Origin of the sequence: Qipengyuania gaetbuli, from assembly GCF_020171365.1 — a bacterium.
GTDB lineage: Bacteria > Pseudomonadota > Alphaproteobacteria > Sphingomonadales > Sphingomonadaceae > Qipengyuania > Qipengyuania gaetbuli_B.
Genome location: NZ_JAIUZO010000002.1, coordinates 996,617 through 1,023,479 on the forward strand (window position 1 = coordinate 996,617; position 26,863 = coordinate 1,023,479).

General features: G+C 65.8%; 28 protein-coding genes. 14 read left to right on the forward strand and 14 right to left on the reverse strand.

What is annotated here, in order from left to right:
- Positions 1-3 precede the first annotated feature (3 nt).
- The 5 genes from LCL94_RS05465 to LCL94_RS05485 all read right to left on the reverse strand — a co-directional run bounded on the left by LCL94_RS05465 (position 4) and on the right by LCL94_RS05485 (position 6,027).
- On the reverse strand, positions 4-1,779 hold the full coding sequence (locus LCL94_RS05465) for a sodium:solute symporter family protein (RefSeq protein ID WP_224831326.1): 1,776 nt from the start codon (positions 1,777-1,779) through the stop codon (positions 4-6).
- Between the two features lie 11 nt (positions 1,780-1,790).
- On the reverse strand, positions 1,791-2,069 hold the full coding sequence (locus LCL94_RS05470; RefSeq protein WP_222555197.1) for a DUF4212 domain-containing protein: 279 nt from the start codon (positions 2,067-2,069) through the stop codon (positions 1,791-1,793).
- A gap of 125 nt (positions 2,070-2,194) precedes the next feature.
- Positions 2,195-2,869, reverse strand: coding sequence for an exonuclease domain-containing protein (locus tag LCL94_RS05475; RefSeq protein WP_224831327.1), 675 nt, complete (start codon positions 2,867-2,869; stop codon positions 2,195-2,197).
- Positions 2,862-4,724 carry a DUF294 nucleotidyltransferase-like domain-containing protein gene (locus LCL94_RS05480; protein WP_224831328.1) on the reverse strand — a complete coding sequence of 621 codons (1,863 nt, stop codon included), beginning with the start codon at positions 4,722-4,724 and terminating at the stop codon, positions 2,862-2,864. Before LCL94_RS05480 ends, LCL94_RS05475 begins: the two co-directional genes overlap by 8 nt.
- 82 nt (positions 4,725-4,806) lie before the next feature.
- Positions 4,807-6,027, reverse strand: coding sequence for a polyhydroxyalkanoate depolymerase (locus tag LCL94_RS05485; protein ID WP_224831329.1), 1,221 nt, complete (start codon positions 6,025-6,027; stop codon positions 4,807-4,809).
- Positions 6,028-6,192: 165 nt separating this feature from the next.
- On the opposite strand from LCL94_RS05485, the gene LCL94_RS05490 reads away from it, so the two are divergent.
- From LCL94_RS05490 to LCL94_RS05510, 5 genes are all read left to right on the forward strand, one after another.
- Complete coding sequence (locus LCL94_RS05490; RefSeq protein WP_224831330.1) at positions 6,193-8,004, forward strand: ABC transporter transmembrane domain-containing protein; 1,812 nt, start codon at positions 6,193-6,195, stop codon at positions 8,002-8,004.
- 148 nt (positions 8,005-8,152) lie between these two features.
- Positions 8,153-10,267, forward strand: a complete 2,115-nt coding sequence (locus LCL94_RS05495; RefSeq protein ID WP_224831331.1) for a M13 family metallopeptidase — start codon at positions 8,153-8,155, stop codon at positions 10,265-10,267.
- A 79-nt stretch (positions 10,268-10,346) separates the two neighbouring features.
- Positions 10,347-11,141 (forward strand): undecaprenyl-diphosphate phosphatase, encoded by a 795-nt coding sequence (locus LCL94_RS05500; RefSeq protein ID WP_224831332.1) that lies wholly within the window; start codon positions 10,347-10,349, stop codon positions 11,139-11,141.
- A gap of 97 nt (positions 11,142-11,238) precedes the next feature.
- Entirely contained in the window at positions 11,239-11,493 is a 255-nt protein-coding gene (locus LCL94_RS05505) for a hypothetical protein (RefSeq protein ID WP_224831333.1), read from the forward strand.
- Positions 11,494-11,574: 81 nt separating this feature from the next.
- On the forward strand, positions 11,575-11,832 hold the full coding sequence (locus LCL94_RS05510) for a hypothetical protein (protein WP_224831334.1): 258 nt from the start codon (positions 11,575-11,577) through the stop codon (positions 11,830-11,832).
- Between the two features lie 57 nt (positions 11,833-11,889).
- Here the strand turns inward: LCL94_RS05510 and phhA are convergent, their stop codons facing one another.
- Positions 11,890-12,828 carry a phenylalanine 4-monooxygenase gene (gene phhA, locus LCL94_RS05515; RefSeq protein ID WP_224832666.1) on the reverse strand — a complete coding sequence of 313 codons (939 nt, stop codon included), beginning with the start codon at positions 12,826-12,828 and terminating at the stop codon, positions 11,890-11,892.
- A gap of 52 nt (positions 12,829-12,880) precedes the next feature.
- Between phhA and ppk2 the strand changes: the two genes are divergently transcribed.
- The gene (gene ppk2 / locus LCL94_RS05520) at positions 12,881-13,657 is read left to right on the forward strand and encodes a polyphosphate kinase 2 (protein ID WP_224831335.1); all 777 of its coding nucleotides are present in this window, start codon (positions 12,881-12,883) and stop codon (positions 13,655-13,657) included.
- Here ppk2 and LCL94_RS05525 read toward each other — a convergent pair.
- The 6 genes from LCL94_RS05525 to LCL94_RS05550 form a co-directional block, all read right to left on the reverse strand.
- Positions 13,654-14,508, reverse strand: a complete 855-nt coding sequence (locus LCL94_RS05525) for a MaoC family dehydratase N-terminal domain-containing protein (RefSeq protein WP_224831336.1) — start codon at positions 14,506-14,508, stop codon at positions 13,654-13,656. The genes ppk2 and LCL94_RS05525 overlap by 4 nt on opposite strands.
- Positions 14,508-15,740 carry an acetyl-CoA C-acetyltransferase gene (locus tag LCL94_RS05530; RefSeq protein WP_224831337.1) on the reverse strand — a complete coding sequence of 411 codons (1,233 nt, stop codon included), beginning with the start codon at positions 15,738-15,740 and terminating at the stop codon, positions 14,508-14,510. The genes LCL94_RS05525 and LCL94_RS05530 overlap by 1 nt, the downstream gene beginning before the upstream one ends.
- Positions 15,741-15,759: 19 nt before the next feature.
- On the reverse strand, positions 15,760-16,983 hold the full coding sequence (locus LCL94_RS05535) for a CoA transferase (RefSeq protein ID WP_224831338.1): 1,224 nt from the start codon (positions 16,981-16,983) through the stop codon (positions 15,760-15,762).
- 3 nt (positions 16,984-16,986) lie between these two features.
- On the reverse strand, positions 16,987-18,168 hold the full coding sequence (locus LCL94_RS05540) for an acyl-CoA dehydrogenase family protein (protein WP_224831339.1): 1,182 nt from the start codon (positions 18,166-18,168) through the stop codon (positions 16,987-16,989).
- Positions 18,169-18,173: 5 nt separating this feature from the next.
- A complete protein-coding gene (locus tag LCL94_RS05545; RefSeq protein ID WP_224831340.1) occupies positions 18,174-18,374 on the reverse strand; it encodes a hypothetical protein in 201 nt (66 codons plus the stop codon).
- 92 nt (positions 18,375-18,466) lie between these two features.
- Positions 18,467-18,754 (reverse strand): hypothetical protein, encoded by a 288-nt coding sequence (locus LCL94_RS05550; protein WP_160608359.1) that lies wholly within the window; start codon positions 18,752-18,754, stop codon positions 18,467-18,469.
- 129 nt (positions 18,755-18,883) lie between these two features.
- Between LCL94_RS05550 and recQ the strand changes: the two genes are divergently transcribed.
- Genes recQ through asd form a run of 8 tightly spaced genes read left to right on the forward strand, consistent with a single transcriptional unit; the run spans position 18,884 to position 25,314 of the window.
- Complete coding sequence (gene recQ, locus LCL94_RS05555) at positions 18,884-20,668, forward strand: DNA helicase RecQ (protein WP_224831341.1); 1,785 nt, start codon at positions 18,884-18,886, stop codon at positions 20,666-20,668.
- Positions 20,669-20,724: 56 nt separating this feature from the next.
- The gene (locus LCL94_RS05560) at positions 20,725-21,636 is read left to right on the forward strand and encodes an SPFH domain-containing protein (protein ID WP_224831342.1); all 912 of its coding nucleotides are present in this window, start codon (positions 20,725-20,727) and stop codon (positions 21,634-21,636) included.
- 23 nt (positions 21,637-21,659) lie between these two features.
- Positions 21,660-21,863, forward strand: coding sequence for a toxin-antitoxin system HicB family antitoxin (locus LCL94_RS05565; RefSeq protein WP_224831343.1), 204 nt, complete (start codon positions 21,660-21,662; stop codon positions 21,861-21,863).
- 14 nt (positions 21,864-21,877) lie between these two features.
- On the forward strand, positions 21,878-22,825 hold the full coding sequence (locus LCL94_RS05570) for an alpha/beta hydrolase (protein ID WP_224831344.1): 948 nt from the start codon (positions 21,878-21,880) through the stop codon (positions 22,823-22,825).
- A complete protein-coding gene (locus LCL94_RS05575) occupies positions 22,825-23,085 on the forward strand; it encodes a hypothetical protein (protein ID WP_224831345.1) in 261 nt (86 codons plus the stop codon). The genes LCL94_RS05570 and LCL94_RS05575 overlap by 1 nt, the downstream gene beginning before the upstream one ends.
- A gap of 32 nt (positions 23,086-23,117) precedes the next feature.
- Positions 23,118-24,131: a right-handed parallel beta-helix repeat-containing protein gene (locus LCL94_RS05580; RefSeq protein ID WP_412070773.1), complete on the forward strand. Its 1,014-nt coding sequence runs from the start codon at positions 23,118-23,120 to the stop codon at positions 24,129-24,131.
- Positions 24,132-24,179: 48 nt separating this feature from the next.
- Complete coding sequence (locus LCL94_RS05585) at positions 24,180-24,443, forward strand: DksA/TraR family C4-type zinc finger protein (protein WP_224831346.1); 264 nt, start codon at positions 24,180-24,182, stop codon at positions 24,441-24,443.
- 28 nt (positions 24,444-24,471) lie between these two features.
- Entirely contained in the window at positions 24,472-25,314 is an 843-nt protein-coding gene (gene asd / locus LCL94_RS05590) for an archaetidylserine decarboxylase (protein ID WP_224831347.1), read from the forward strand.
- Here asd and LCL94_RS05595 read toward each other — a convergent pair.
- Complete coding sequence (locus LCL94_RS05595; RefSeq protein WP_224831348.1) at positions 25,311-25,811, reverse strand: GNAT family N-acetyltransferase; 501 nt, start codon at positions 25,809-25,811, stop codon at positions 25,311-25,313. The genes asd and LCL94_RS05595 overlap by 4 nt on opposite strands.
- Positions 25,808-26,830 carry a GTP cyclohydrolase II gene (ribA, locus tag LCL94_RS05600; protein ID WP_224831349.1) on the reverse strand — a complete coding sequence of 341 codons (1,023 nt, stop codon included), beginning with the start codon at positions 26,828-26,830 and terminating at the stop codon, positions 25,808-25,810. Before ribA ends, LCL94_RS05595 begins: the two co-directional genes overlap by 4 nt.
- Positions 26,831-26,863: the final 33 nt, after the last annotated feature.

Here is a 26,863-nt window from a genome sequence, read left to right on the forward strand (position 1 = left end):
GCGTCAGTGTGCGTGGGCATCGCCCGCGCCGCGGGGCACGCGGATCGAATCCACCAGCTTGCGGATTTCGACCGGCGGGCTGGCAGTCATCTTCGACACCGCGATGGCGACGGCGAAGTTCAGCACCATTCCGACCACGCCGATCCCTTCGGGCGAGATGCCGAAGAGCCAGTTGTCCGCTACGTTCGCTGCCGGGTTCGCCAGCTTGAAGTAGAAGATGTAGCCGAAGGTGAAGGCCAGGCCCGTCACCATTCCCGCAATCGCCCCTTCCTTGTTCATGCGCTTCGAGAAGATGCCCATGAAGATGGCGGGGAACAGGCTGGCTGCGGCAAGGCCGAAGGCGAATGCAACCACCTGTGCCACCCAGCCCGGCGGGTAGATGCCGAGATAGCCGGCCACCACGATCGCTGCCGTTGCCGCAAGACGCGCCGCCAGCAATTCGCCCTTCTCCGATATATCGGGTTTGAAGGTCGACTTGAGCAAATCGTGACTGACCGAGCTGGAAATCACCAGCAGCAGGCCGGCAGCGGTCGACAATGCCGCGGCAAGCCCGCCGGCGGCGACCAGCGCGATCACCCAGCCCGGCAGATTGCCGATTTCCGGGTTGGCGAGGACCATGATGTCACGGTCGAGGTAGACCTCGTTCTCGCTGTCCGCGACCGGTGCGTTGGTGACGAGACGCTCACCCGAAGGACCCGTGCCTTCGGCGAAGGCCGGTGCGCCTTCGAACGGGTCGCCGCTGCGTACCTGCATCACGCCGTCGCCGTTCTTGTCCTGGAAGGCGATGAGATCGTTGCGCTCCCAGTTCTTGAACCAGCCCGGTGCTTCCGAATAGCTCGTCTCGTTCACCGTATCGATGAAGTTGAGGCGGGCAAAGGCGCCCACGGCCGGTGCGGTCGTGTAGAGCAGGGCGATGAAGATCAGCGCCCAGCCGGCCGACTTGCGGGCATCGGATGCCTTGGGAACGGTGAAGAAGCGCACGATCACGTGCGGCAGTCCCGCGGTCCCGACCATCAGGGCCAGCGTGATGCAGAACACGTCGATCATGCTCTTGGACCCGTCGGTATATTCCCCGAACCCCAGGTCGGTGAGCACCAGGTTGAGTTTCTGCAGCACGTACAGCCCCGACCCGTCGTTGACCTGGCTGCCCAGGCCGATCTGCGGGATCGGGTTGCCCGTGAGCATGAAGCTCAGGAAGAAGGCCGGCACCATGTAGGCGAAGATCAGCACGCAATATTGCGCGACCTGCGTGTAGGTGATGCCCTTCATCCCGCCGAGCACGGCATAGACGAAGACGATGCCCATGCCGATGATCACGCCCATGGTGATGTCGACGTCGAGGAAGCGCGAGAACACGATCCCCACGCCGCGCATCTGGCCGGCGATATAGGTGAAGCTGATGAAGATCAGGCAGATCACCGCGACCACGCGCGCGGTCTTGGAATAGTACCGCGTGCCGATGAAATCGGGCACGGTGAACTGGCCGAACTTGCGCAGGTAGGGCGCCAGCAGGAGCGCCAGCATGACGTATCCGCCGGTCCAGCCCATCAGGTAGACCGAACCGTCATAGCCGAGAAAGGCGATCAGGCCTGCCATCGAAATGAAGCTGGCCGCGCTCATCCAGTCGGCTGCGGTGGCCATGCCGTTGACGACCGGGTTCACCCCGCCGCCGGCGACGTAGAATTCCTTCGTCGAACCTGCCCTGCTCCACAGGGCGATGCCGATGTAGAGTGCGAAGCTGGCGCCGACGAAGAGGTAGATCAGAGTTTGCGTGTCCATCGTCCCCTCCCTCAGTCGTCGAGATCGTACTTGCGCTCGAGCTTCCGCATCTTGACGACGTAGTAGAAGATCAGCGCGATGAAGATGTAGATCGATCCCTGCTGGGCGAACCAGAAGCCGAGCGGGTATCCGCCGATCATGAACTGGTCGAGGAACTCGCGGAACAGGATGCCTGCCCCGAAGGAACAGGCGAACCAGATCGCCATGAGCGTGACCAGCAGGCGGACATTGTCACGCCAGTAGGCGCCCTCTGCCTCGCTGGTCTGGTGGGTATCGGTATCGTCTGACATGGCCTCCCCCTCGTATTCTTTTGGCGTCGTCTTGTGGTGTCTGCCGCCCGCAGAAACGGGAGCATCACGGGAAGGCTATGGGAGCGTGGCCCCCGCGGCGAGAGCGACATAAGTCTAATAGGGCCTCAGCCCCGCAGGACCGAACCCAGCCGCACGTCGGCAGGCAGCCTGCGCGCTTGGGCCAGCAGCAATTCCGCTGCCGCCAGCGCGTCCGACAGGGCATCGTGCTGGTCGTAGGCGGGAAGGCTGTAGCGCGCCCGCACTGAGGCGAGGCGATAAGCATCGGTGCCCACAAGATTGGGGTGCAGCCTGCGCTCCAGTTCCAGCGTGCAGATGGCGCGCACCGGCAGCGCCTCGCCGAAGCAGGCGCGCGTTGTCCGCTCGATGACCTCAACCTCGATCGCGGCGCCATGAGCGACGAGCACGCGGCCCGACAGCGCCGAAACGAGCGGTTCGAGGACCTGCCGCAGCGGCTGGCCTTCGCGTGCGCGTTCCTCGCCGATGCCGTGCACGGTGACCGCGCCATCGTCGAGACGTCGCGCGCTGCGGATGTCGAGCGACACGGCCCCCTCCAGGGCGATGCCGGCGGTATCGAATGCAAGCCATCCCGCCTGGAGGACGTGCGCATCGCGCGCGAGCCCGTCGAGCTCGAAATCAAGCGCCAGCAGCGCCGCTTCGCGCAGCGGCAGGTCGGGGGCGGGCCACCGGGCACCGGCATACGCGCTAAGCAACTCCTGCCCGCTCTTACCGAGCGCTGCGAGACGGCGCCGGAAGCGCCAGTCGGCTATGCGCTCACGCAATCCCGCCTGCCAGATTGCGCTTGAGCGAATCCAGCCCGCCGCTGATGACCGAGAACGCATCCTTCAGGTAATCCCGCTCGAGCGGGGACAAGGCCGCAGGGGCAATCGCGTTGTCGGGCGCGGTGCCCGCGCGGACTTGCGCGGCCTGGTGTGCGATGCGCAACTCGCTCACCAGCAGGAAGGCGTCCTTCAGGCTTTCGGCATCGCCGCGCGCCATGCGCCCGGCGGCGGCCAGAGCCTCCAGCCGCTCGATCGTGCCGACCGCAGCCAGCCCCTCCGCCAGCGCGAAAGTGCGGGCGATGTCGATCACCGGCAGGATGGCCTGCGCCTTGGCATCGAAGACTTTCTGCCCGTCCTCCGACTTTTCCAGGACCAGGTTGCGGAAGAAGCCCAGCGGCACCTTGCTGCGCTGCGCATCGCGGGCAAGGAAGCTGAGGAACAGGCCCGAACCGCGTGCCTTGTCGACTACGTCCTCGTGCAGGGCCTGTGCCATCACCGGATCGCCGTGAACTGCGCGCATGTCGAAACAGATCGTTGCGCGAAGGATGCGGTCCTCGTCCGGATTGGCGATCCAGCGGCCGTAACGCTCGCTCCATTCGCTGCGGGTGAGGCGCTGTTCGGCGTTCTTCGCCATGATGCCGCCCTTGCAATAGACGAAGCCGCATTCGTCGAGCAGGTCGGATATGCGCGCGCCCAGCGCCGCGAAATACTCGCGCCCGCTTTCGTCCACGCGGTCGTCCATGACGATGCCGTTGTCCTGGTCCGAACCGACCAGCTGCTCCCCCCGCGCGAGCGAGCCGAAGACCAGCAGCGCATAGGGAACCGGCGGCGGGCCCAGTTCCGCCTCGGCCAGCTCTGCCGCACGGCGGTGGACCGCCTCGCCCAGTGCCGAGGTGAACCGCATCGTGTGTTCGGCATGGAAACCGCCCGCATCCATCCGAGCGAAGCCTTCGGGTATCTGGCGCGCCGCTGCGACCAGCGCCTGCGGGCCGGCGGCCTTCGCCACCAGCATGCCGGTATCGATGGCGCTGTCGCCGAGATAGGCGAGGATGTCTGTCGCGCTGAGGATGGCGACCAGTTCCCCTGCCGAACCCAGCACGGGAATATGGCGGAAGCCGCCAGCCGCCATCAGCGCCATCGCCTCTGCCGCAGTGGCGTGGCGCGGCAAGGTGCGCGGCGCGGCGGTCATGACCTCGCGGATCGGCCTGTCGAAATCGGTCCGCGCGGCGACCACGCGCTTGCGCAAATCCTTGTCGGTGAAGATGCCGACCAGCCGGCCGTCCTCGCAGATCGCCAGCGTGCTCACGTCCCGTTCGCTCATCAGCGTGGCGGCATCGGCAATGCTGAGGCCGGGTTCGCAGGACACCGGCTGCTTGTGGACCAGCAGCTGTTCGATGGTCGCATGCTGGAGCGTGCTCGGTCGCTTCAGGCGCAAGTCGCGCACGGCGCTGCGGATGCGTTCCGTCTCGCTTTCGTTGAAATAGTCGCGCACGGCATCGCATTCGCTGCGCAGCCGGTGGAATTCCTCGCCCGGCAGGCAATAGACCAGCGTGTCTTCCAGCGCCGTGGTGGTGTTGCGCACCTCTCCCCCGCGCAGGAGCGACGGGAAAGCGAAGCTGCCGCCCCGCCCCAGCCGCATGGTCAGCTCCTCCCCCGCGAGGCGCAATTCGACCGAGCCGGAGCGAACGATGAAGAGCTGGTCGTTGTGCGAGCCCGCCTCGAGGATCGTGTCCCCGGCCCGGAAATAGCGCACCGTCACCCGCCGCGCGATCGCGGCGATGCGGTCCGCGTCCAGCCTGTCGAAGGGCGACAAATCGCCTAGGAAGGACCGGATCTCGCTCAGCTCGCTGGCCATGCGCGAAGCCTAGCACCTTTGGTGCCGCTTCGTCGCATCGACTTTAGTCCAAGTGGCACAGGGGCGCGAAGACCCCGGCCGCTCAGCCGTGCTTGGCGATGAAATCCTCGACCACCGGGGCGATCTTCGTGCGCCACCTGCTGCCGTTGAAGATGCCGTAATGCCCGGCGCCCTCGGCCATGTAATAGCGCTTCTTCGACGCCTTGAGATTGGGCGTCAGGTCGAGCGCGGCCTTGGTCTGGCCGAGGCCGGAGATGTCGTCGCGCTCGCCCTCGATGGCCAGCAGCGCGGTCTGGGTGATGTCGCCGAGGTCGATCAGCTTGCCGCGGTGCATGAAGGTGCCGTTGGGGATCGCGTGGTCCTGGAACACCTCTTTCACCGTCTGGAGGTAGAATTCCGCCGTCATGTCGCAGACGCTACGGTATTCGTCGTAGAAGTCCTTGGTCGCCTGCGCGCTCGCCTCGTCGCCCACGGTGAGGTGTTTGAACATCTCGTAGTGGCTCATCATGTGATTGCCGAGGTTCATGCTCATGAAGCCGGCCAGCTGCATGAAGCCGGGGTACACGTCGCGCCCGGCGCCGCGATACTGCATCGGCACGGTGGCGATGACATTGTGGCGGAACCACTCGATCGGGCGTTCCATGGCAAGGTCGTTGACGCTGGTCGGCGAACAGCGCGTGTCGATCGGGCCCCCCATCATGGTCAGCGTCTTCGGCGTGCAGGGGTGCTTGTCGCGGTTCATGATCGCAGTCGCAGCAAAGACGGGGACCGAGGGCTGGCACACGGCCATGGCGTGCGCGCCCGGACCGATATGGTCTAGGAACTCGATGACGTAATCCATGTAGTCGTCGAGGTCGAAATGCCCCTCGTGCAGCGGCACGTTGCGCGCATCGGCCCAGTCGGTAACGTAGACGACGTAGTTTTCGAGCATGCGCTCGACCGTGCCGCGCAGCAGCGTGGCATAGTGTCCGCTCATCGGTGCGACGACCAGTAGGCGCGGAGCGTCTTCGGGCAGGTTTTCGCGGTGGAAGCGCTTCAGATCGCCGAACGGCTTGTTGACCACGGTCGCCTCGACCACCGGCCAGTGCTTGCCGCCCGCCTCGACATTTTCGATGCCCCAGGCCGGCTTGCCATAGGTGGCGGTGGCATGGGCGAAGACTTCCAGCGCGCTCGCAGCGACGGGCCCCATCCCCATGTAGCCGAAGGGCATGGCGGGATTGGACAGCATCTCGGCCCCGATCGAGGCCCAGGCGCTGGCACTCGACAACCAGCTGCGCTGCAATTCATAGGCTTGGTAAAGCATCGGCGTCCCCTGCTGCCCGCGCTGTTGTGTTATCGCTGCGGGCACTCCTTGAAAAAGGGCAGTCTGCCGAGCGATCGGTCGTTGTGCAATGCACAAAACGTGCAAAAGTGCCCGAATTGCGCCTCGCCTGTGGATTTTGCGCCGCAGCGAGCCTAGTTGACCGGCATGGACGAGACGGGTTCGAACGAAAAGAAGCGCCGCAAGCTGTTCCGCCGCGACAAGGACGCGGAACCGCGCAGCCTCAAGCCGCTGCGCATGGTGTTCGAGGAAGCGCGCAAATATCCCGGCCACGTGGCGATGGCGCTGGTGGCGCTGGTCGTGACGGCGGCCGCCACGCTGGCCATTCCGGCCGGCTTCAAGCTGGTGGTCGACCGCGGCTTTGCCGGTGACGGCAGCGATATCGGGCGCTGGTTCCAGTACCTGCTGCTGATCGTCGGCGTGCTCGCCATGGGCACGGCGGCGCGGTTCTATTTCGTCAGCTGGCTGGGCGAACGCGTGGTCGCCGACGTGCGCATGCGGGTGCAGGCCAACCTCCTGCGCCTGGCGCCGGGCTTCTACGAAGAGAACAGCCCCAAGGAAATTTCCAGCCGCATGACCAGCGACACCGCGCTGATCGAGCAGGTCGTGGGCACGACCATATCTGTCGCACTGCGCAATTTCCTCGTTGCGGTGGGCGGCACGATCTATCTCTTCACGCTGGTCCCCAGCCTGACGCTGGGCCTGTTCCTGATCATCCCTGCGATCACCATCCCCATCACCGTCTTCGGACGCCGCCTGCGCACGGTCAGCCGTACCAGCCAGGACCGCGTGGCCGACATCGGCGCGATGGTGACCGAAGTGCTGTCGGCGATGAAGATCGTGCAGGGCTTCAACCAGGAAGCGCGCGAGCACGAACGCTTCGGCGCCGCGGTCGAGCGGACCTTCTCGGTCGCCAAGCGCCGCATCCTCATCCGCGCGGTCCTGACGGCCTGCATCATCCTGTTCATTTTCGGCGGCATCACCATGCTGGTCTGGCGCGGCGCGGAAGCCGCCAATGCCGGCACGATCAGCTACGGCACCATCTTCGCCTTCGTGCTGACGGCCGGCCTCGTCGCCGGGGCCTTCGGTGCCCTGACGGAAGTTTACGGCGATCTCCTTCGCGCCTCGGGCGCAGCCAGCCGCCTGACCGAGCTGCTGGAGGAAAAGCCGACCATCGCCCCGCCTGCGCGGCCTGAGGCCCTGCCCGAGCCGCCGCGCGGAAGCCTGTCGTTCCGCAACGTGACCTTCCGTTATCCGACGCGGCTGGAAACCCCGGCGCTCGCCGATTTCAGCCTCGAGATCGAGCCGGGCGAAACGGTCGCCATTGTCGGCCCTTCGGGCGGCGGCAAGTCGACCATCTTCCAGCTGGCGGAGCGCTTTTACGACCCCCAGGCCGGCAGCGTGCGTATCGACGGCATTCCGCTGACCAGTGCCGACCCGGCCGAAATCCGCCGCCGCATCGCTTTCGTGCCGCAGGAAGGCGTGCTGTTTTCAGCGAGTGCGCGCGACAATCTGCGCTACGGCAATTGGGACGCGTCGGAAGAGGACATCTGGACCGCCGCACGCGCCGCCAATGCCGCCGAATTCCTCGAAAAGCTTCCCCAGGGCCTCGAAACCTATCTGGGCGAGAACGGGACCCAGCTGTCGGGCGGCCAGCGCCAGCGTGTCGCGATTGCGCGTGCGCTGCTGCGCGATGCCCCGATCCTGCTGCTGGACGAGGCGACGAGCGCGCTCGATGCCGAGAGCGAGCGGCTGGTGCAGGATGCGCTCGAACGGTTGATGGAAGACCGCACCACGCTGGTCATCGCCCACCGCCTCGCCACTGTGCGCGCCGCCGACCGCATCGTGGTGATGGAAGAAGGGCGCATCGTCGAGCAGGGTACGCACGACCAGCTGGCATCCGCAGGCGGCCTCTATGCCCGCCTCGCATCCCTGCAGTTCACGCTCGAAAGCGCCTGACGAACCGCCCTTTCAGGTGCGAAAATCGACCAATCCCCTTGCGGGAACGACGAAAGGCGACCGCGCCGCGCGCCTGCTGCTAGCAAGGCTGCGCACGGCCCTACGCGCGCGGGGGAGCACGCGAGGCCGGGAGGAAAGGACAACACACATGACCAGGACTATTCTCGCTGCCGGCGCATCCGCGCTTGCACTGATGATGGCGGTGCCTGCTGCCGCCGAGGAGGCAGAAGCCCCGACCATGGATTTCGGCACCTGGGGTGTCGGCACCGACCTGATCGACAAGACCGTCGATCCGGGCGACGACTTCAACGCCTACGTCAACGGCAAGTGGGTCGCGGAAAACGAAATTCCCGCCGACCGCCAGCGTTATGGCGCCTTCGACATGCTGCGCGAAGGTTCGGTCCGCGACGTGCAGAAGCTGGTCAACGACCTCGTGGCCTCGAACCCGGCTCCGGGCACGCAGGCCCGCCGCATCGTCGATGCCTACAATTCCTTCATGAACGTGGAGGCGATCGATGCGAGCGGCATCGCGCCCGCCCAGCCCTATCTCGACGAGATCGCCGGCGCGCCTGACCTCGAGGCGCTGGTGCGCCTGTTCGGCCAGCCCGAATACCCCTCGCTGGTAAGCGCGGGCGTGACCATCGATGCCCGCAACCCCACCCAGTATGCGGTGGGGCTGAACTTCAACGGCACGGGCCTTCCCGACCGCGACTATTACCTCGTGGATTCGGAAAGCAATCTGAAGATCCGCGCTGCCTACAAGGAACTGCTGGCCACCCTGCTGGGCAAGGCCGGATACGCCGATCCGGCGGCTGCAGCGGAAGCGGTCTACGCCTTCGAGCACAAGGTCGCCGAACTCGAATGGGCCCGCCAGGTCCTGCGCATGCCGACCCTCACCTATAACGAGCTGACCCCGGCCGACGTCTCCGCAATGGCCGGCGACTTCCCGATCGACGCACTGCTCGAATCCGCACAGCTCGGCGGGCAGGAGCGTTACCTCGTGCGCCAGATCCCGCCGACCGCGGAGGAAATCGAGCAGCTCGGCCTGACGAGCGAACAGCTCGCCATGATCGGCGGCGGCCTCCCGGCGATGATGAAGCTGCTGCAGGACACCCCGCTCGCCACGCTCAAGGCCTATATGGCCAAGAGCTTCCTGTCCTCGAGCGCCTCGGTCCTCTCGACCGAACTCGATGATGCGGTGTTCGACTTCTACGGCCGCACCATCAACGGCCAGGAAAAGCAGCAGGACCGCTGGAAGCGCGCGATCAGCGCGGTCGAGGGTGCGCTGGGCGAACAGCTGGGCAAGCTCTACGTCGAACGCCACTTCCCGCCCGAGAGCAAGGCCGCGATGGACGAGCTCGTCGCAAACCTGTCGCGTTCGATGGGCATGGCGCTCGACAAGAACGACTGGATGACGCCCGACACGATCACCCAGGCGCGCGAAAAGCTGAACGGCTTCGTCCCGATGATCGGCTATCCCGACGAGTTCGAGACCTATGACGGCCTCGAGATCGATCCGGCAGACCCGCTGGGCAACCGCCTCAACACGATCCGCTGGAACGTGGAAGATTCGCGCGCGCGCCTCGGCACCGAAGTCGACCCGAGCGAATGGGGCATGACCCCGCAGACGGTGAATGCCTATTATTCGCCGCTGACCAACCGCATCGTCTTCCCGGCCGCGATCCTGCAGCCGCCCTTCTTCAATGCCAGCGCCGACCCGGCCGTGAACTACGGCGGCATCGGGGCGGTGATCGGTCACGAGATCGGCCACGGCTATGACGATCAGGGCTCGCAGTACGATGCCAAGGGCACGCTCAGGAACTGGTGGCAGGACAACGACCGCAAGGGCTTCGAGCAGTACACCGCCCGCATGGCGGAATTCATCGAGGCCTATTGCCCGGTCGACAGCCCCGAAGGCCCGGTCTGCCTGCGCGGCCGCCAGTCGATGGGCGAAACGCTGGGCGACGTGGTCGGCCTGCAGATGGCCTACCGCGCCTACAAGCTGTCGCTGAACGGAGCCGAAGCGCCGGTGATCGACGGGCTGACCGGCGACCAGCGCTTCTTCCTCGGCTTCGCGCAGATCTGGCGCGGGATGGAGCGCGAGGAATCGCTGCGCAACCGCGTGATGACTGCCAACCACCCGCCGGGCGAATTCCGCCTCAACAACGCCGTGCGCCACATCGATGCGTGGTACGACGCCTTCGACGTGGGTCCGGACGATGCACTCTACCTGCCTCCGGAGCAGCGCATCTCCATCTGGTAAGCGCATTCCGGCGCAGAAATGCATTGGGGCGGAGCAGGTCGCTTGACTTGCTCCGCCCTTTGTCCATGGGGCTGAAGCCATGACCTTCTTCCAAGAACTGCTGATCGCGCTGGTGCAGGGGATCACCGAATTCCTCCCGATTTCGTCGTCGGGGCACCTGATCCTCATTCCCAAGCTGACCGATTTCCCCGACCAGGGGCCGCTGATCGATGTCGCGGTCCATGTCGGTTCGCTGCTCGCGATCATCCTTTACTTCCGCAAGGACGTGATGGGCCTGGCGCGGGGCGGCTTCGCCAGCGTGGGAATCGGCAAGGACGACCCGCAGCGCCGCCTGTTCTGGTTCGTCGCCATCGGCACGATCCCGGCGGTCGCGCTGGGCCTGTTCCTGAAGATGGGCGACTATCTCGAAGGCTTCCGCTCGACCCAGCTCGTGGCGACCAACCTGATCGTCTTCGGTATCCTGCTCGGCATCGCCGACCGCTTCGGGCGCGAGACCAAGGCATACGAGGACATGAGCCTGCGCGATGCGATCCTCGTCGGTCTTGCTCAGGCGATGGCGCTGATCCCCGGCACCAGCCGTTCCGGTGCGACGATGACCGCAGCGCGCGCGCTCGGATATTCGCGCGTCGAATCTGCCCGCTTCTCGTTTCTGCTGGCCATTCCTGCCGTCGCCGGAGCGGGCCTGTTGGCAGCGCTCGACCTGGCCGAGGCGACAGCGCAGATGCAGCAGGATGCGCTGGTGGCCGGAACGCTCACCTTCTTCACAGCGCTCGCGACGATGATCTTCCTCATGAATTTCCTGAAGAAAGCATCGATGATGGTCTTCGTCCTCTACCGCGTTGCGCTGGGCGCGGCCTTGCTGATCTTCCTCTAGGCCCCGCCCCCTTTTTAGCCTTCTTTTCGTCACAATCGCGGAACCATTCGTGGCAATGCGGTTTTACTGGTCACGAAGTAACCGCAAGGACTGACCGATGGGTCTGATCATTCTGGTCGTAACCGGTGCCCTCCTGGGCTGGCTGGGAACGATCGCACTCAAAATCGAAGATGGCCGTGCCATTCTCCGCAACGTGCTTGCCGGCATCGCCGGTTCGCTCGTGGTGGGGATCGCGACCTCTGGCGGCGTGTTCCTCGGAGCGATCCGTGGAAGCACCCTGCTGTGGGCCGTGCTGGGCGCCGTCGTCGCGATCGGGCTCTACAACTTCGTCCGTCAGCGGGCTGTCCGCTGACCGGCGGTCCCTTCCATCAACTGATTACCAGCAGGGGGCCGTCATCCCGGCTGCTCCCGATCTTAAAAGGGGAAGACTGAAATGAAGTTCAACAAAGCTGCCATCGTCGCTTCGGCCGCCGCGCTGAGCCTCGGCCTCGCTGCATGCGACAGCCCGACCGAAGAAGCTGCTGAAGAGCAGGCTGAAGCCATCGAAGACCAGGCCGATGCCATGGAAGACGCCGGCGCGATCACCGACGAACAGGCCGACGCCATGGAAGCTGAAGCCGACAACATCGAAGACGCTGCCGAAGGCGACACCGATGCGCTGACCGAAGGCGCGGAAGAAGCCGTCAACTAAGACGCTTTTCCAATCGGAAAAAACGGAGCGGCCCCGGAGCGATCCGGGGCCGCTTTGCTATACGGGCTTCGCGCCGCTGCCGCGCCCGCCGCGCAGCGTGTATTCCAGCGTGCCTTCGTTCACCACGTAATCGACATCGATCACTGCCGTGTTGGCGTAGGTGAAACCGGGGCCGAGATGGCGGTAGAGCTTGTCGAAATCGCGCTCCACCGTCTGGCGGTAGAGGTCCTCGAAGCTCTCGATCACGAAATAGGTCGGCTGCAGGTCGCTGATCACGTAATCGGTGCGCATGACGCGGTCGACGTTGAGCATGATGCGATTGGGACTTTTCGCCTCGGTCGCGTAGACGACTTCGGTCGGTCCCGAGAGTATGCCCGCGCCATAGGCCTTGATGCCGTCCTGTTCCTGGATCAGGCCGAATTCGACCGTGTACCAGTAAAGCGAGCCCAGCGCCTTCAGCCGGTTGTAGCGCATCGCCTTCCACCCGGCGCGGCCGTATTCCTGCATGTAATCAGCATAGACCGGGTCGGTCAGCATCGGCACGTGGCCGAACACGTCGTGGAAGACGTCCGGCTCCTGGATGTAGTCGAAGGTCTCGCGCGTGCGGATGAAATTGCCAGCCGGGAAACGGCGGTTGGCAAGGTGCCAGAAGAACACGTGATCGGGGATCAGCATCGGCACCGGCACGACCGTCCACCCGGTCAGCGCGTCGAGGTCTTCCGAGAGCCTGCCGAATTCGGGCACGCCCCCGCGGTTGAGATTGAGCTTTTCGAGGCCCGCCATGAACGCGCTCGCCGCGCGGCCGGGCAGCACTTCCATCTGGCGAGCGAACAGGTCGTTCCAGATCGCATCGTCTTCCGAGGAATACTGCGTCTGCGCCGGTTCCAGCCAGTCGTCGCCCACGTGGGCGGGCTTTTTCAGCGGTGCGGTGAAGACATCTGCCGGAAGGTCGGGCAAACGGCTGAAGTCATGTTCGGGTTCTGCTAGAGTCGCCATAGTTGCCATTGATACTACCTTTGGCGGCCCGATACAAACCGCAGGCGGGGGGATGCCTTTGAAAAAGGACGAATACGAAGACGCGATCGAGCCGATGCAGGCCGAACTGGTCGGAATGGCACGCTGGGCGCGCACGACCGGGCAGCGCATCGTGGTGATTTTCGAGGGGCGCGATACCGCCGGCAAGGGCGGTGCGATCAAGGCGGTGCGCGAACAGCTGAACCCGCGCCAGTGCCGGGTAGTGGCTCTGTCGAAACCGACCGAGGCCGAACTGACGCAGTGGTATTTCCAGCGCTATGTCGCCCACCTGCCGAGCGCGGGCGAGATCGTCCTGTTCGACCGAAGCTGGTACAACCGTGCCGGGGTCGAGAAGGTCATGGGCTATGCCGACGAGGAACAGGTTGAGGATTTCCTCCGCCAGGTCCCGACGTTCGAAAGGATGCTGGTCGATGACGGCATCCTGCTGTTCAAATACTGGCTCGGGACCGACCAGGCGCAGCAGGAAGAACGCCTGCGCGAGCGCCTTGAAGATCCGCTGAAACGCTGGAAGCTGTCGCCCGTCGACCTCGCCGCGCGCGACAAATACGATGCCTATACGCAGGCTCGCGAGGCCATGTTGGCCGCGACAAACACCGAATGGGCGCCGTGGACGCTGGTCGATTTCAACGACCAGAAGCGCGGACGGCTGACGCTGGTACGCGACCTGCTCGACCGCTTGCCGGATACGAAGGTTGAAGCGCCCGCGATCGAGTTTCCCGACCTAGGCCACGAACCTGCGGTGGAGACCTATGCGCAGATCCAGCCGCTGCCCGGCTACCCGGTCACCTAGGCGAGCGTCGCACTCGCCTTCACGACCTGCCGGCCATCGGCGGCAAAGGCGCCCATCTCGATATCCTCGCCCGTGCCGCGCAGGACGAGGTGCAGCGGCTCGTCGCAGATCGCCGGGCTGACCCCGCGGAAGGTGAAGCTCGCCAGGCGATTCTCGCCGCAATGCGCGCCGGCGAGCTGGAGCAGCAGGCTGGTGCTGAGCGGACCGTGGACCACGAGGCCGCGATACCGCTCCACCCGCTGCGCATAGGGCGCGTCATAGTGGATCCGGTGCGTGTTGAAGGTCAGCGCCGAATAGCGGAACAGCAGCCGTTCGTCGGGCAGGACTTCGCGGTGTGCGTCCCAGCCCGCCGGATCGAAGCTGCCTCCTTCCGTTTCTGGCGGCGATAGCGGCGCGTCGGGAGCCAGCCCTTCGAGATAGACGATGCTCTGCCGCTCGCTCACCGCCAGCACGCCGTCGGCGCGGGTTTCGTGATCGACCTCGACGAAGACCATCTCGCCGCGGCTGCCCGATTTGGGCGTGACCGAGGCGACCCTGCTGGTCCGCTCGATGGCGGCACCGATGGTCACGGGCGCATGGAAGCGCATCGCGCTCGATGCCCACATCCTGCGCGGCAGGGGCACGGGCGGCAGGAAGCTCGCCATGTCGTCGTCGCGGACCGGGTGCCCGTCGGGCGCCAGATCTCCCGTGCGCGCATCGGGCGTGCAGAGGCACAGGTGGATGCCCTGCGGCATGGCGGTATCGGGCGGCGCATCGCGGTCGAAGGTCGCGCACCATTGCGCCGCCAGCCGGGGCCCCAGCGCGTCGCGGGCGCGCATCTCGCGGCCCACCCATTCCTGCCAGTCCGGCATCAGGCGGCCAGCTCGAACACGGCGGCCATGCCCTGCCCGCCGCCGATGCACATGGTTTCCAGCCCGTAGCGTACCTCGCGGCGCTGCATCTCGTGCGCCATGTCAGCGAGGATACGGATGCCCGTCGCGCCGATCGGGTGGCCGAGCGAAATGCCCGAACCGTTGACATTGACGATCTCGCGGCGGCTGTCGTCTTCGGCAAAGCCCCAGCCCTTCAAGACGGCAAGCGCCTGCGGGGCGAATGCCTCGTTGAGTTCGATGAGGCCGAGATCGTCCCAGCCAAGACCGTTTCGCGCGAACAGCCGTTCGACCGCCGGAACCGGACCGATGCCCATGCGGCTGGGATCGCAGCCTGCCGCGCTCCACGAATGGAACCACAGGATCGGCTCGAGCCCTAGTTCCTCGACCTTGTCTTCCGCCACCACGAGGCAGGCTGCGGCGGCATCGTTCTGCTGGCTGGCATTGCCCGCCGTCACGACCGCATCGGGATCACGCTTGATATCGATGGGACGCAGCGCCGAGAGCGTTTCCATGCTGGCATCCTCGCGGAAGCCCTCGTCCCTGGCGAAGACGACCGGATCGCCCCTGCGCGAGGGTATCTCGACCGGCACGAGCTGTTCATCGAACTTGCCCTCGGCCCATGCTCTCGCTGCGTTCATGTGGCTGCGCACGGCAAACTCGTCCGATGCCTCGCGCGAAATGCCGTAATCCTTGGCGAGGTTCTCGGCGGTCTCGATCATGCCGGTGATGATGCCGAAGCGCTCGATCGGCTGGCTCATCAGTCGGCCGCGCGTGAGACGGTCCCACAGCACCATGTCGCCAAGACGCGCACCGTGGCGGGCCTTGGTCGTGTAGTGCTCGACATTGCTCATGCTCTCGACGCCGCCGGCCAGCACGCAGTCGGCCATGCCGGTCTGGACCATCATCGCCGCCGTAGCGACCGCTTGCAGGCCCGAGCCACAGCGCCGGTCGAGCTGCATGCCGGGCACTTCGATGGGCAGTCCTGCGGCGAGCCAGCTCCAGCGCCCGATGGCCGGGGCCTCGCCGCTGCCGTAGCCCTGGCTGAAGACGACATCATCGACGCGCTCAGGGTCGATGCCCGAGCGATCGACCAGCGCCTTGATGATGACCGCACCCAGTGCGCCCGCTTCCAGCGGGGCGAGGCTCCCGAGATACTTGCCCACGGGCGTGCGCAAGGGCTTGCAGATGGCGACGCGGCGAAGCTGGTTCATGGTCTAATCCCTCAAGAAATCAGGCATCGGAAAGGCGGGCGATGTCGCGGTCGATCAGGTCGCCGATCGCGCCGGAGGACAGGCCGAGCCGTGTCGCGAGGACCTCCTCCGTATGCTGCCCCAGATAGGGCGCCGGTGCGGGAGGCGCTGCCTCGCGTCCCGGGATATTCGCAAAGCTGCGGGTGGCCGGATATTCGAAGCCCGAAGGATTGGCGCTTGTGCGCGTGAACAGCGGGTTTCCGTCCACCAGCACAGGATCGTTCGCCGCCTCGTGCATGGTGCGGTAACGCTCGAAAGTGCACCCTTGCGCGCCCATTCGCGCAGCGAGATCGTCCCACGACAGCGCATCGGCGCGGGACTGGAACAGGTCGAACAGGGCGTGGCGATGCTCGAACCGTGGGCGGTCGCCATCGGCGAAGCGCACTCCGCATTCCTGCTCCAGCGCAGCAATCTCCGCCTCCACTCCGAAAGCGGTGACGAGGCCGTCCCACTGCTTGGGCGTCAGCGCGGCGACCATGAAACGCGTGCCGTCCTTGCTGCGGAAATCGCGTCCGAATGCGCCCCAGATCGCATTGCCGAGCCGTTCGCGGTCCGCCCCGCGATAGAGCATTTCGGCCATCGCCCCGCTGTTCGCAACCGTGCCGATGGCAACGTCGCCCAGCGGCACGCGCAGTTCGCTGCCCTCGCCCGTCTGGTCGCGGTGGCGGATCGCGGCGATCATGGCGAAAGCGCAATAGGCGCCGGTGATGAAGTCCCAGGCGGGCAGCACCTGGTTGACCGGAGGGGCGGTGGCCGGGTCCCAGTCTTCCGGCCCGCACATCAGCGGGTAGCCGCTTGCCGCATTGACCGTGAAGTCCATCGCCTGCCGCCCGTCGTGCCAGCCCATGATGCGCACGCTGACGAGGTCGTTGCGCTTCGCCGCTACGGCTTCGTGCGACAGGAAGCTCTTCTCCGGCAAATTGGTGATGAGATTGCCGGTCTTCGCCGCCAGTTCGACCAGCAGTTCGCGCCCTTCCGCGCTGCGCAGGTCGAGCGCGACCGACTTTTTCGCCCGGTTGAGGTTCTCCCAGCTTAAGCTGCGCCCCTCTTTGGTGAGCATGTAGCGGTCGTAGTCGAGCCCGCCTTCCTTGTGGTCGACGCGGATCACCTCGGCCCCCATCTGCGCGCAGTAGAGGCCGGCCGTGGGCGAGGCGACGAAGCTCGATGTCTCGATGATCGAGAGATCGCTGAGGAGCTTGTACACCCCTTACAGGCCCGCAGCGTAATCGCGCAGCATGTGCTTGGCGATCTGCAGCTGGAGGATCTGCGTCGTACCCTCGTAGATGCGGTAGATGCGCGCATCGCGGAAGAACCGCTCCGCATCATATTCGGCAAGATAGCCCGCGCCGCCGTAGATCTGCACCACGCGGTCGACCACGCGGCCGCACATTTCCGAAGCGAAGACCTTGAAGGCGGCAGCCTGCTTGATCGCGTTCTCGCCGCGATCGACGCGTGCGGTCACGTCCGCCATCATCGCCTCGGCGGCGTAGATCTCGGTCCAGCTTTCCGCCAGCATCTGCTGGATCAGCTGGAAATTGGCGATCGGTTCGCCGAACGCCTGCCGCTCGTTGGCATAGCGGATCGCGCTGTCGAGCGCGCGGCGCGCATAGCCCGTGCTGGCCGCGCCCACCGATATGCGGCCATTGTCGAGGCTCATCATGGCAAAGCGGAAGCCCTGCCCCGTCTCGCCGCCCAGCAGCGCCTCGCCGGGAACGTGTACGTCGTCGAGCATGACGTCGGAGATATGGCTGCCCGACTGGCCCATCTTCTTGTCCGGGCTGCCGGTCGAGATGCCCGGCGTGTCCATCGGCACGATGAAGGCCGATACATGCGCGTTCTTGGGCAGCGCCTCCTTCTCGGTGCGCGCCATGATCAGCGCGACGTCGGCGTGGGGCGCGTTGGTGATGTAACGCTTGGTGCCGTTGAGGATCCAGCCATTGCCGTCCGGGTCGGGCTTGGCGAAGGTCTGCATCGCAGCGCTGTCGCTGCCGGAGCCCGGTTCGGTCAGGCCGAAGCAGGCGATCGATCCGCTGGCGATCTTCGGCCACCACTCGGCTTTCTGCGCGTCGGTACCGCCGTTCTTGATCGCGGAATTGAACATGCCGACATTGATCGAGAAGATCGAGCGGTAGGCCGGCGCGGCATAAGCCATGGTCTGCACCACTCGCGCATATTGCGTCACGTTCAGCCCTGCGCCGCCGTATTCCTCTGGCACGGTCAGGCCGAACAGGCCCATGTCCTTCATTTCGGCGAGGATATCGTCGGGGACCTTGTCGGTCTCGATCACTTCCGCCTCGGCGGGGATCAGCCGTTCGCGGACATAACGTTCAAGCTGGTCGAGGAACTGGTCGAAAACGTCGGAATCCATGCCCGGGTTGACGGTCGACATGGGGCTCACTCCTCTTCCGGTAATTCTGTTTCGTTTTTCTCTGGTGCGACCTCGGTTTCCAGCCGCTGCTCGTCGAGCATGCTGGCGGCATCTTCGAGCGCCTGCGCCTCTTCGACGCTGACAGGCTCGGGCCCCTCGTCACCGGCATCGCCGCAGGCGGCGAGCAGCAGGAGGGCGGGTGCGCAGGGGATCGCGAGTCGGGTCATGGCGGCGAACCTATCGCCGCGCCGCGCCTGCGCAAAATCCCCTACGGCAAGGGAGCGGGCGGACCCTGCGAACGGGTCCGCCCGCCAGCCCATTACTGGCCTTCCTCGGCCATGGCGTCCATCGCCGCTTCGGCGGTGGCGGCGGCATTGTCGCCGGCTTCCTCGATCGAGGCGGCTTCGGCGGCTTCCGCTGCGGCAGCGGTTTCCGAAACGTCGTTGGCAGAAGCATCGGCCACCGGCTCTTCCGTCACTTCTTCGAGCGCTTCGTCGGCAGCGATTTCGACGGTGTCGGCTTCGGCTTCCGTCGATGCGTCGTCGGCGCTGCCGCAGGCGGCAAGGGCGAGCGAGGCAGTGGCGGCGGCAAGAATGCGGAACTTCATCTGTATCTCCTTTCGATCGCGCACGTCGGCGCGGGCGGAGGGTGGTTAATATGCCCTGCGCCCAAGGTCCAAGGGGAAAATGCATCTGCGCCGGTTGCGCCGCGCGAAGCGTGCCGCAAGAGGGGTGGCATGTCCCCGCTTGCGACTTCCGAACTCGAACGCGCCCGCACGGCCCTGCGCGCGACTTTCGGCTTCGACGGGTTCCGCGGCCGGCAGGAAGACGTCGTCGAGCGGGTGCTGCACGGACAGTCCACCCTGGCGGTCATGCCGACAGGGGCTGGCAAGTCGCTCACCTACCAGCTTCCCGCGGTCATGCTGGAAGGGACCTGCGTGGTCATCAGCCCGCTGATCGCGCTGATGCACGACCAGTTGCGCAGCGCGCGGGCCAACGGCATCCGCGCCGCCACGCTGACCAGCGCCGATGCCGACTGGCGCGAGACGCAGGACGCCTTCCGCGCCGGCGAGCTAGACCTGCTCTACGTCGCACCCGAACGGGCCAGCCAGCAGGGCTTCCGCGACTTCCTGACCGCGGCACCCATCGCGCTGTTCGCCGTGGACGAGGCGCATTGCGTTTCGGAATGGGGTCACGACTTCCGTCCCGACTATCGCATGCTGCGCCCGCTGATGGACCAGTTCCCGCAGGTTGCGCGCCTTGCCCTGACCGCGACGGCGGACAGCCAGACTCGCCGCGACGTCATGGCGCAGCTCGGCATCCCCGATGACGGGCTGGTTCTAGCAGGGTTCGACCGGCCGAACATCCGCTACGCGATCCGCCCGCGCGACAACCCGGTGCGCCAGATCGCCGACCTCATGGCAAGCCAGCCGGGTCCGGGCATCGTCTACGCGCAGACGCGCCGCAAGGTGGAAGAGCTCGCCGAAAAGCTCGCCGCCGCGACGGGTCGCAGCGTCATGCCCTATCACGCGGGCCTGCCGGCAGAGACACGCGCGGCCAACCAGGCCGCCTTCGTCGCCAGCGAGGACATGGTGATCGTGGCGACCATCGCCTTCGGCATGGGCATCGACAAGCCCGACGTGCGCTTCGTCGCCCATGTCGGCGTGCCCAAGTCGATCGAGGGCTATTACCAGGAAACGGGCCGTGCGGGTCGCGACGGCGATCCTTCGCTGGCGACCCTGTTCTGGGGCGCGGGCGATTTCGCCACGGCACGCCAGCGGCTGGCCGAGGTGCCCGAAGACCGCCGTAACGCCGAACGCGCCAGGCTCGATGCGCTAGCCGGACTGGTCGAGACACCGCAGTGCCGCAGGGCCGTGTTGCTGCGCCATTTCGGGGAAGATCCGCCCGGGACTTGCGGCAATTGCGACAATTGTCTCGACCCGCCTGCCGTGACCGATGCCACCGAGCTGGCGCGCAAGCTGCTGTCGGCAGTCTACCGCACCGGGCAGAGCTTCGGCATGGGCCATCTCCAGAAGGTGCTCGTCGGCGCGGACGACGAACGCGTGCGGCAACGCGGGCACGACCGCTTGAGCGTCTTCGGCATCGTCGAGGGCGAAGAGGCGCGCCTGCTCCAGCCGCTCGGCCGCGCGCTGCAGGCTCGCGGCGACCTCGTCCCGACCGAACACGGCGGGCTGGCACTGGGCGGTGCCGCGCGCGAAATCCTGAAAGGCGAGCGCGGGGTTGAAATCGTCGTGCCGCCGCGCCGTTCGCGTTCCCGCCGGGGCGATGCGGCAGCGAACCCCGTGGGCGACCCGCTGTTCGAGGCGCTGCGCGATTTGCGCCGCGAACTGGCGCAGGAAGCACAGGTCCCGCCCTATGTGATTTTCCACGATTCGACCCTGCGCGAAATGGCCACATCGCGCCCGTCGAGCCTTGCCGAAATGGGGCGGCTCGGCGGCGTGGGCGCGAAGAAGCTCGATGCCTATGGCGAGCGATTCCTGAGAGAAATCGCGAATCATTGACGACCCGCATCTTTTGATATAATCATGATATCATAATTATATCGGAGGAGTGTGAGATGTCCGTCGAACTAGCAGGGATGAAGACGAGCCGCGAAAGCGTGGCCACGAGTTACAACGGCTATGTGATGCTGCTGGTGCTGGTTGCACTGATCGCATTGCTGGCATTCGTATTGCCGGGCATGGCGCCCGAAAGCGGGGCATCGAAGGGCGCGAAGATCCTCTTCGTGGGCTCGCTGGTGTTCTCGGTCACGGCGGTGCTGGTCATTTCGGCCGGCTTCTTCATGATCCAGCCGAACCAGGCCGTGGTGATCACGCTGTTCGGCGAATACAAGGGATCGGAGCGGACCGAAGGCCTGCGCTGGATCTGGCCGTGGATGGGGCGCAACAAGATCTCCGCCCGCGCGCACAACGTCCATTCGGAACGCGTGAAGATCAACGACCTGCGCGGCAACCCGATCGAGATCGCCTGTAACGTCGTATGGCGCGTGCGCGACACCGCGCAGGCCAGCTTCGACGTCGACGATTACAAGGAGTTCGTGAACATCCAGATCGAGGCGGGCCTCCGCACGGTCGGTTCGCGCCACCCCTATGATGATTTCGAAGGCGAGGAAGTGACGCTGCGCGGCGGCGCGGAAACCGTGAACCGCGAGCTGCTGGAAGAGCTGAACGACCGGCTCAAGGTCGCCGGCGTCGTAGTCGACGAGGCGGGCCTTACCCACCTCGCCTATGCCAGCGAGATCGCCAGCGCGATGCTCAAGCGCCAGCAGGCCGACGCGGTGATCGCCGCCCGTGCCAAGATCGTGCTCGGCGCGGTGGGCATGGTCGAGGATGCGCTGACCAAGCTTGCGCAGGACGATATCGTCCATCTCGACGACGAACGCCGGGCCGCCATGGTCTCGAACCTGCTCGTCGTGCTGTGCGGCGAGAAGGACGCCCATCCGGTCGTGAACGCCGGTTCGATCTACTGATCGGCGCCTGACGGAGAGGCCTCGTGGCCAGAGCACCAGCAAAGAAAGCCTTCGCCTTGCGCCTCGATCCGGCAGTCCATGCCGCGATCGAGCGCTTGGCGGCGGACGAACTCAGGAGCGCCAATGCGCAGATCGAGATGCTGCTGCGCGAAGCGCTGGAGCGGCGCGGGATCAGGGTGAAGACCAGTCCGCAGCCCCAGCGCGGACGGCCTGCCAGGGAGGATTGAGTATGGTCGCAACTATGAAGACAGCAATCGCAGCGGCCGTGCTCGCAACGGGCGCCGCGCCCGCTGCAGCACAGGTCGCGGTTGAGGCACCGGGGCCGGAAGGCTCGCTTGCCGGGACCTTCGTCGCTCCGGCCGAAGGCAAGCCGGTGGTGCTGGTCATCCCCGGATCGGGGCCGACCGACCAGGACGGCAACAATCCTATGGGTGTGACTGCAGCCCCCTACAAGCTGCTGGCCGAGGACCTTGCCGAACGCGGTATCGGTACCCTGCGTGCCGACAAGCGCGGCCTGTTCGCCAGCAAGGCGGCTGTCGCCGATCCGAATGCGGTCACCATCTCCGACTATGTCGACGATGTGCTCGCCTGGTCCACGCTCGCCCGCGCGGTCACGGGGCGCGAATGCGTCTGGCTGCTCGGCCATAGCGAGGGCGGGCTGGTCGCTCTCGCAGCACAGGAGCGGCTCGAGAATATCTGCGGCGTCGTTCTGGTCGCAGCGCCTGCCCGCAGTTTCGGCACTCTCTTGCGCGAACAACTGACAGCCAATCCCGCCAACTCTCCGATCCTTGCCGATGCTTTATCGGCAATCGATGCGCTGGAAGCGGGCGACAAGGTCGACGTGTCGGGCATGCATCCCGCGCTACAAGGACTGTTCGCGCCGCAGGTGCAGAGCTTCCTGATCGATGCCATGCGTTACGATCCGGCGGCCATGGCTGCGAAGAGCAGCTTGCCCATCCTCATTGTCCAGGGCGGCAAGGACATCCAGGTCCCGCAAACCGACGGAGAGCTGTTCCGCACATCGCAACCTTCTGCGCGGTATGCCCTGCTCCCCGACATGAACCACGTGCTCAAGGACGTACCGGGCGACGATCGCGCGGCGAACCTCGCCGCCTATGGCGATCCTTCCCTGCCGCTCGCGCAAGGGCTGGTCGATGCCATTGCCGGCTTCGTCGAAGGAGGTGAATGATGAGCGAAGACGACGGAGCCTGGTTCGCTGCAAAGAGCCATGGCTATGGCTCGGGCTTGCCCGTCGCCTGGCAGGGCTGGGTCGTGCTTGTCGGCTATGTTGCGATCATGCTTGCAGCGGGCCTGCTCATCGAGTGGGACGCTGAAGTCGGCGCGCCTGTCGGTATCGCGATCTTCTTCGTCGCGACCATGGCCCTCACCTTCATTGCCAAGGCGAAGACCCGCGGCGGGTGGAAATGGCGCTGGGGCAAGAAGGATTGATCCCGAAGCCTGCGGAGGGCAGTCTTTCCGCGATGTTAACCATTGTCTCCTATGCAAAAGCGATGGTTTCGCCCTTCGCCCTTGCCGCCGAACGCCTGCCGCGCTGGATCGTCGGCGGCGTCGCGGCCTTTGCGGTCGCGGTGATCCCGCTGGCCGCGGTCATGGCGCAGCCGGTGTCCTCGAGTTTTACTATCGCGGGAACAGGCCAGGGCTTCTCCAGCCTGCAAGCGGCAGTCGACGCCATCGGCCAGGGCAGCGGCACGATCCTCATCGCACCCGGCATCCACGAACAATGCGCTATCCAGCGCTCGGGCCGCATCGAATACCGCGCGCAGGAACCGGGCCGGACGGTGCTCAACGGCACGATCTGCGAAGGCAAGGCCGCGCTGGTCCTGCGCGGTGAAGCGGCGCGGGTCACGGGCCTCACTTTCACCAATATGCGCGTGCCCGAGAAGAACGGTGCAGGCATAAGGCTCGAAAACGGCACGCTCGACGTGAGCCAGAGCTGGTTCCGCGACAGCGAACAAGGCATCCTGACCGTCAACGGCAAGCAGAGCCGCATCACCATCGACAAGTCGACCTTCACCCGTCTCGGCACCTGCGAAGGACGGGGCGGCTGCGCACATTCGATCTACATCGGCGATTATGGCGAACTGGTCGTCACCCGCAGCCGGTTCGAGGAAGGGCGCGGCGGCCATTACGTGAAGTCGCGCGCCTCGCGGAACACGATTTCCGACAACAGCTTCGACGATACCAGCGGTCGCGGCACCAATTACATGATCGACCTGCCCTCCGGCGGTGCGGGATCGATCACCGGCAACTGGTTCGTGCAGGGCAAGGACAAGGAAAACTGGTCGACCCTGATCGCCGTCGGTGCCGAAGGCGCGAAATATTCCTCCGACGGCCTCGTGATCGAGGGCAATGATGCTCGCCTTGCGCCCGGCATCACCCGCCAACCGGTATTCGTAGCAGATTGGACGGGCGACCGGCTGGCTATCGGCAGGAACGCGCTCGGCCCCAATCTCAAGCCGTTCGAAACGCGCTGAGGAACGCGTCTGCCCCTACACCCGTTCTTGGGTCGAGGAGCTAGGACAATGGCAGGCGGATGGGCGCGCGACGGCGCGGTTCAGGACCAGATCGACGACACGGTAAGCGACGCGGTGAGCGCGGCGCGCGCGCGAATGCCGCGCGGGGAAAGCGCCGAATATTGCGACGAATGCGGCGAGGAAATCCCCGAGAAGCGCCGCGCCGCCCTGCCGGGTGTGCGAACCTGCGTGGCGTGCCAGTCGGGCCGCGATGCAGCGGTTCGCCATTCGGCGATAAACCGGCGCGGCAGCAAGGACAGCCAGTTGCGCTGAGGCGCGATTGCGTTCACGGCGCTCCCCCATGTCCTCACCCTTCATCTGGCTCCAGCATATCCTGCCGCATCATGCGGTATCGCGTTCGGCGGGGGCGCTCGCCTCCAGCGAGATGCCCTGGCTGAAAGACCTGATGATCCGCCGCTTCATCGACGCCTATGACGTCGACATGGGAGAGGCCGCGCGCGGCATCGATGAATACCGCAGCTTCAACGACTTCTTCACCCGCGAACTGAAGCCAGGCGCCCGCCCGCTGGCGGATGCGGAAGAGTTCATCCTGTCTCCCGCCGATGGCGCGATCAGCCAGATCGGGCGCGTCGAAGACGGGCGCATCTTCCAGGCCAAAGGCAGGCACTTCACTGCAGCGCAGCTCCTGGGCGGCGATGCCGAGGCGGCAGCACGCTTCGAAGGCGGCGCTTTTGCCACCATCTATCTTAGCCCGCGCGACTATCACCGCGTGCACATGCCTGCTGCCGGAACGCTAACCTCCGCAACCTATGTACCGGGCGAACTGTTTTCGGTGAACCAGGTCACGGCGGAGAATGTCGACGGCCTGTTCGCCCGTAACGAGCGGCTTGCCTGCCTGTTCAACGGGCCCGACGGCAGCTTCGCCAGCGTAATGGTCGGCGCGATGATCGTGGCCGGGATCGAGACCGTGTGGTCTGGCCTAGAGGAAACCCATTCGCCTCACCTCAAACGCCGCGATTTCGGAGCGGGCGAGCATGCGTTCTCCGCCGGAGACGAGATGGGGCGCTTCATCCTCGGCTCCACCGTGGTGCTGCTGTTCGAACCTGGCAAGGTCGAATGGCTGGCGGAATTCAAGCCCGGCGACGCCGTCCGCATGGGACAGGCGCTGGGGCGGCGTCTCTAACCGAAGGCGGGCACGTAGCGCACGACACCGGTCGCCGCAGGGCCATCCAGTACCAGCCGCTGGAAGTATTCCGCCGGCGGCCCTGGATACTGCAACTGCGGGTCGTGCTCGAACCCGAAGCGGCCGTAATAGTCCGGGCTGCCAAGCAGGACGATGCCTTTCGCCCCCTTTGCCCGAATGTCGGCGATGCCGCGCCTGACGAGCGCCGAGCCTATGCCCTGCCCGTGTAGTTCGGGCCAGACGCTGACGGGGCCGAGGCCGTACCAGTCCCGCGTGCCGTCCGAAATCGCGACCGGCGAGAAAGCGATGTGGCCGACGATCCGCGTCCCGTCCTCGGCAACCAGCGACAGGGTCAGGTCTCCCTCGTTCCGCAGCGCATCGACGAGGTCCTGCTCGTCCCCCTCGCTGAACGGCATGTCGCGAAAGGCCGCTTCGGTGAGTTCGTGAATCACCGCCTCGTCACCGGCGCGCTCCGGCCGGATGGTGATCGCGCTCACGGCAGCAAATGGCCCGCCCGGTCGCGCTTGGTCGCAAGATAGCGGGCATTGTGCGGGTTGTCCGGCAGGGCGTGGGGCACACGCTCGGCAATGCTGACCCCGTGGCCGGCGAGCGCATCGACCTTGGCAGGATTGTTCGTCATCAGCCGGATATCGCGCACGCCGAGCAAGTCGAGCATGCGCGCTGCGGTGGGAAAATCGCGCGCCTCGTCCGGCAGGCCGAGCCGGGTGTTCGCATCGACCGTGTCGAAGCCCTGGTCCTGCAGGCGGTAGGCGCGCAGCTTGTTGATCAACCCGATGCCGCGCCCTTCCTGGCGCATGTAGAGCAAGACGCCCCAGCCGCCCTCGCTCGCTTCATGGGCCATGGCGTGAAGCGCTGCATCGAGCTGCGGGCCGCAGTCGCACTTCAGGCTGCCGAGCACGTCACCGGTCAGGCATTCGGAATGCAGCCGCACCAGCGGCGGACGGTCCGACCGCTCCTTCCCGATGACGAGCGCCACGTGTTCGCGCGTATCGTCCGGACTGCGGAATGCGACGATCTTCGCTTCGGGAGCAGCCTCAACCGGCAAGTGCGCACGCGAGGCGATCCGCAGTGCCTGCGCGTCCGAGAATTCCGCAAGGTCGGCCGCTTCGAGCGCGACCGGTTCTCCCGCCCCGACCGGATCCACCAGGAAGGCGGGCAGGATTCCGGCAATGCGAGCCAGTTCCAGCGCCGCGCGTGCCTGTTCTTCCCATTCCAGAGGCAGGGCCTTGAACGGGCCTTTCATCGGCGCATTGAGGTCGAGCGCCGGGTCCGCAACGGCCAATGCGTGCGACAGGTCGAAACCTTCCGCCCCGCGCAGCAGCACGGGCTGGCGCGGAACTGCCGCTTCGCGCTGGTTCGCCAGCTTGAGCGTTGCCGCCCGGCTCGCGGAAATCAGCATGGTGTCGCCCGACACTTCGCCAAACGCCGTCTCCACCGGCTGGAGCAGCGGCGCACCCGCGATCGCCAGCGGCCAGCCATGGCGGAGCGCGTCCACTGCCTGCGCCGCACGGCGGGAAGGCGAGGCTGC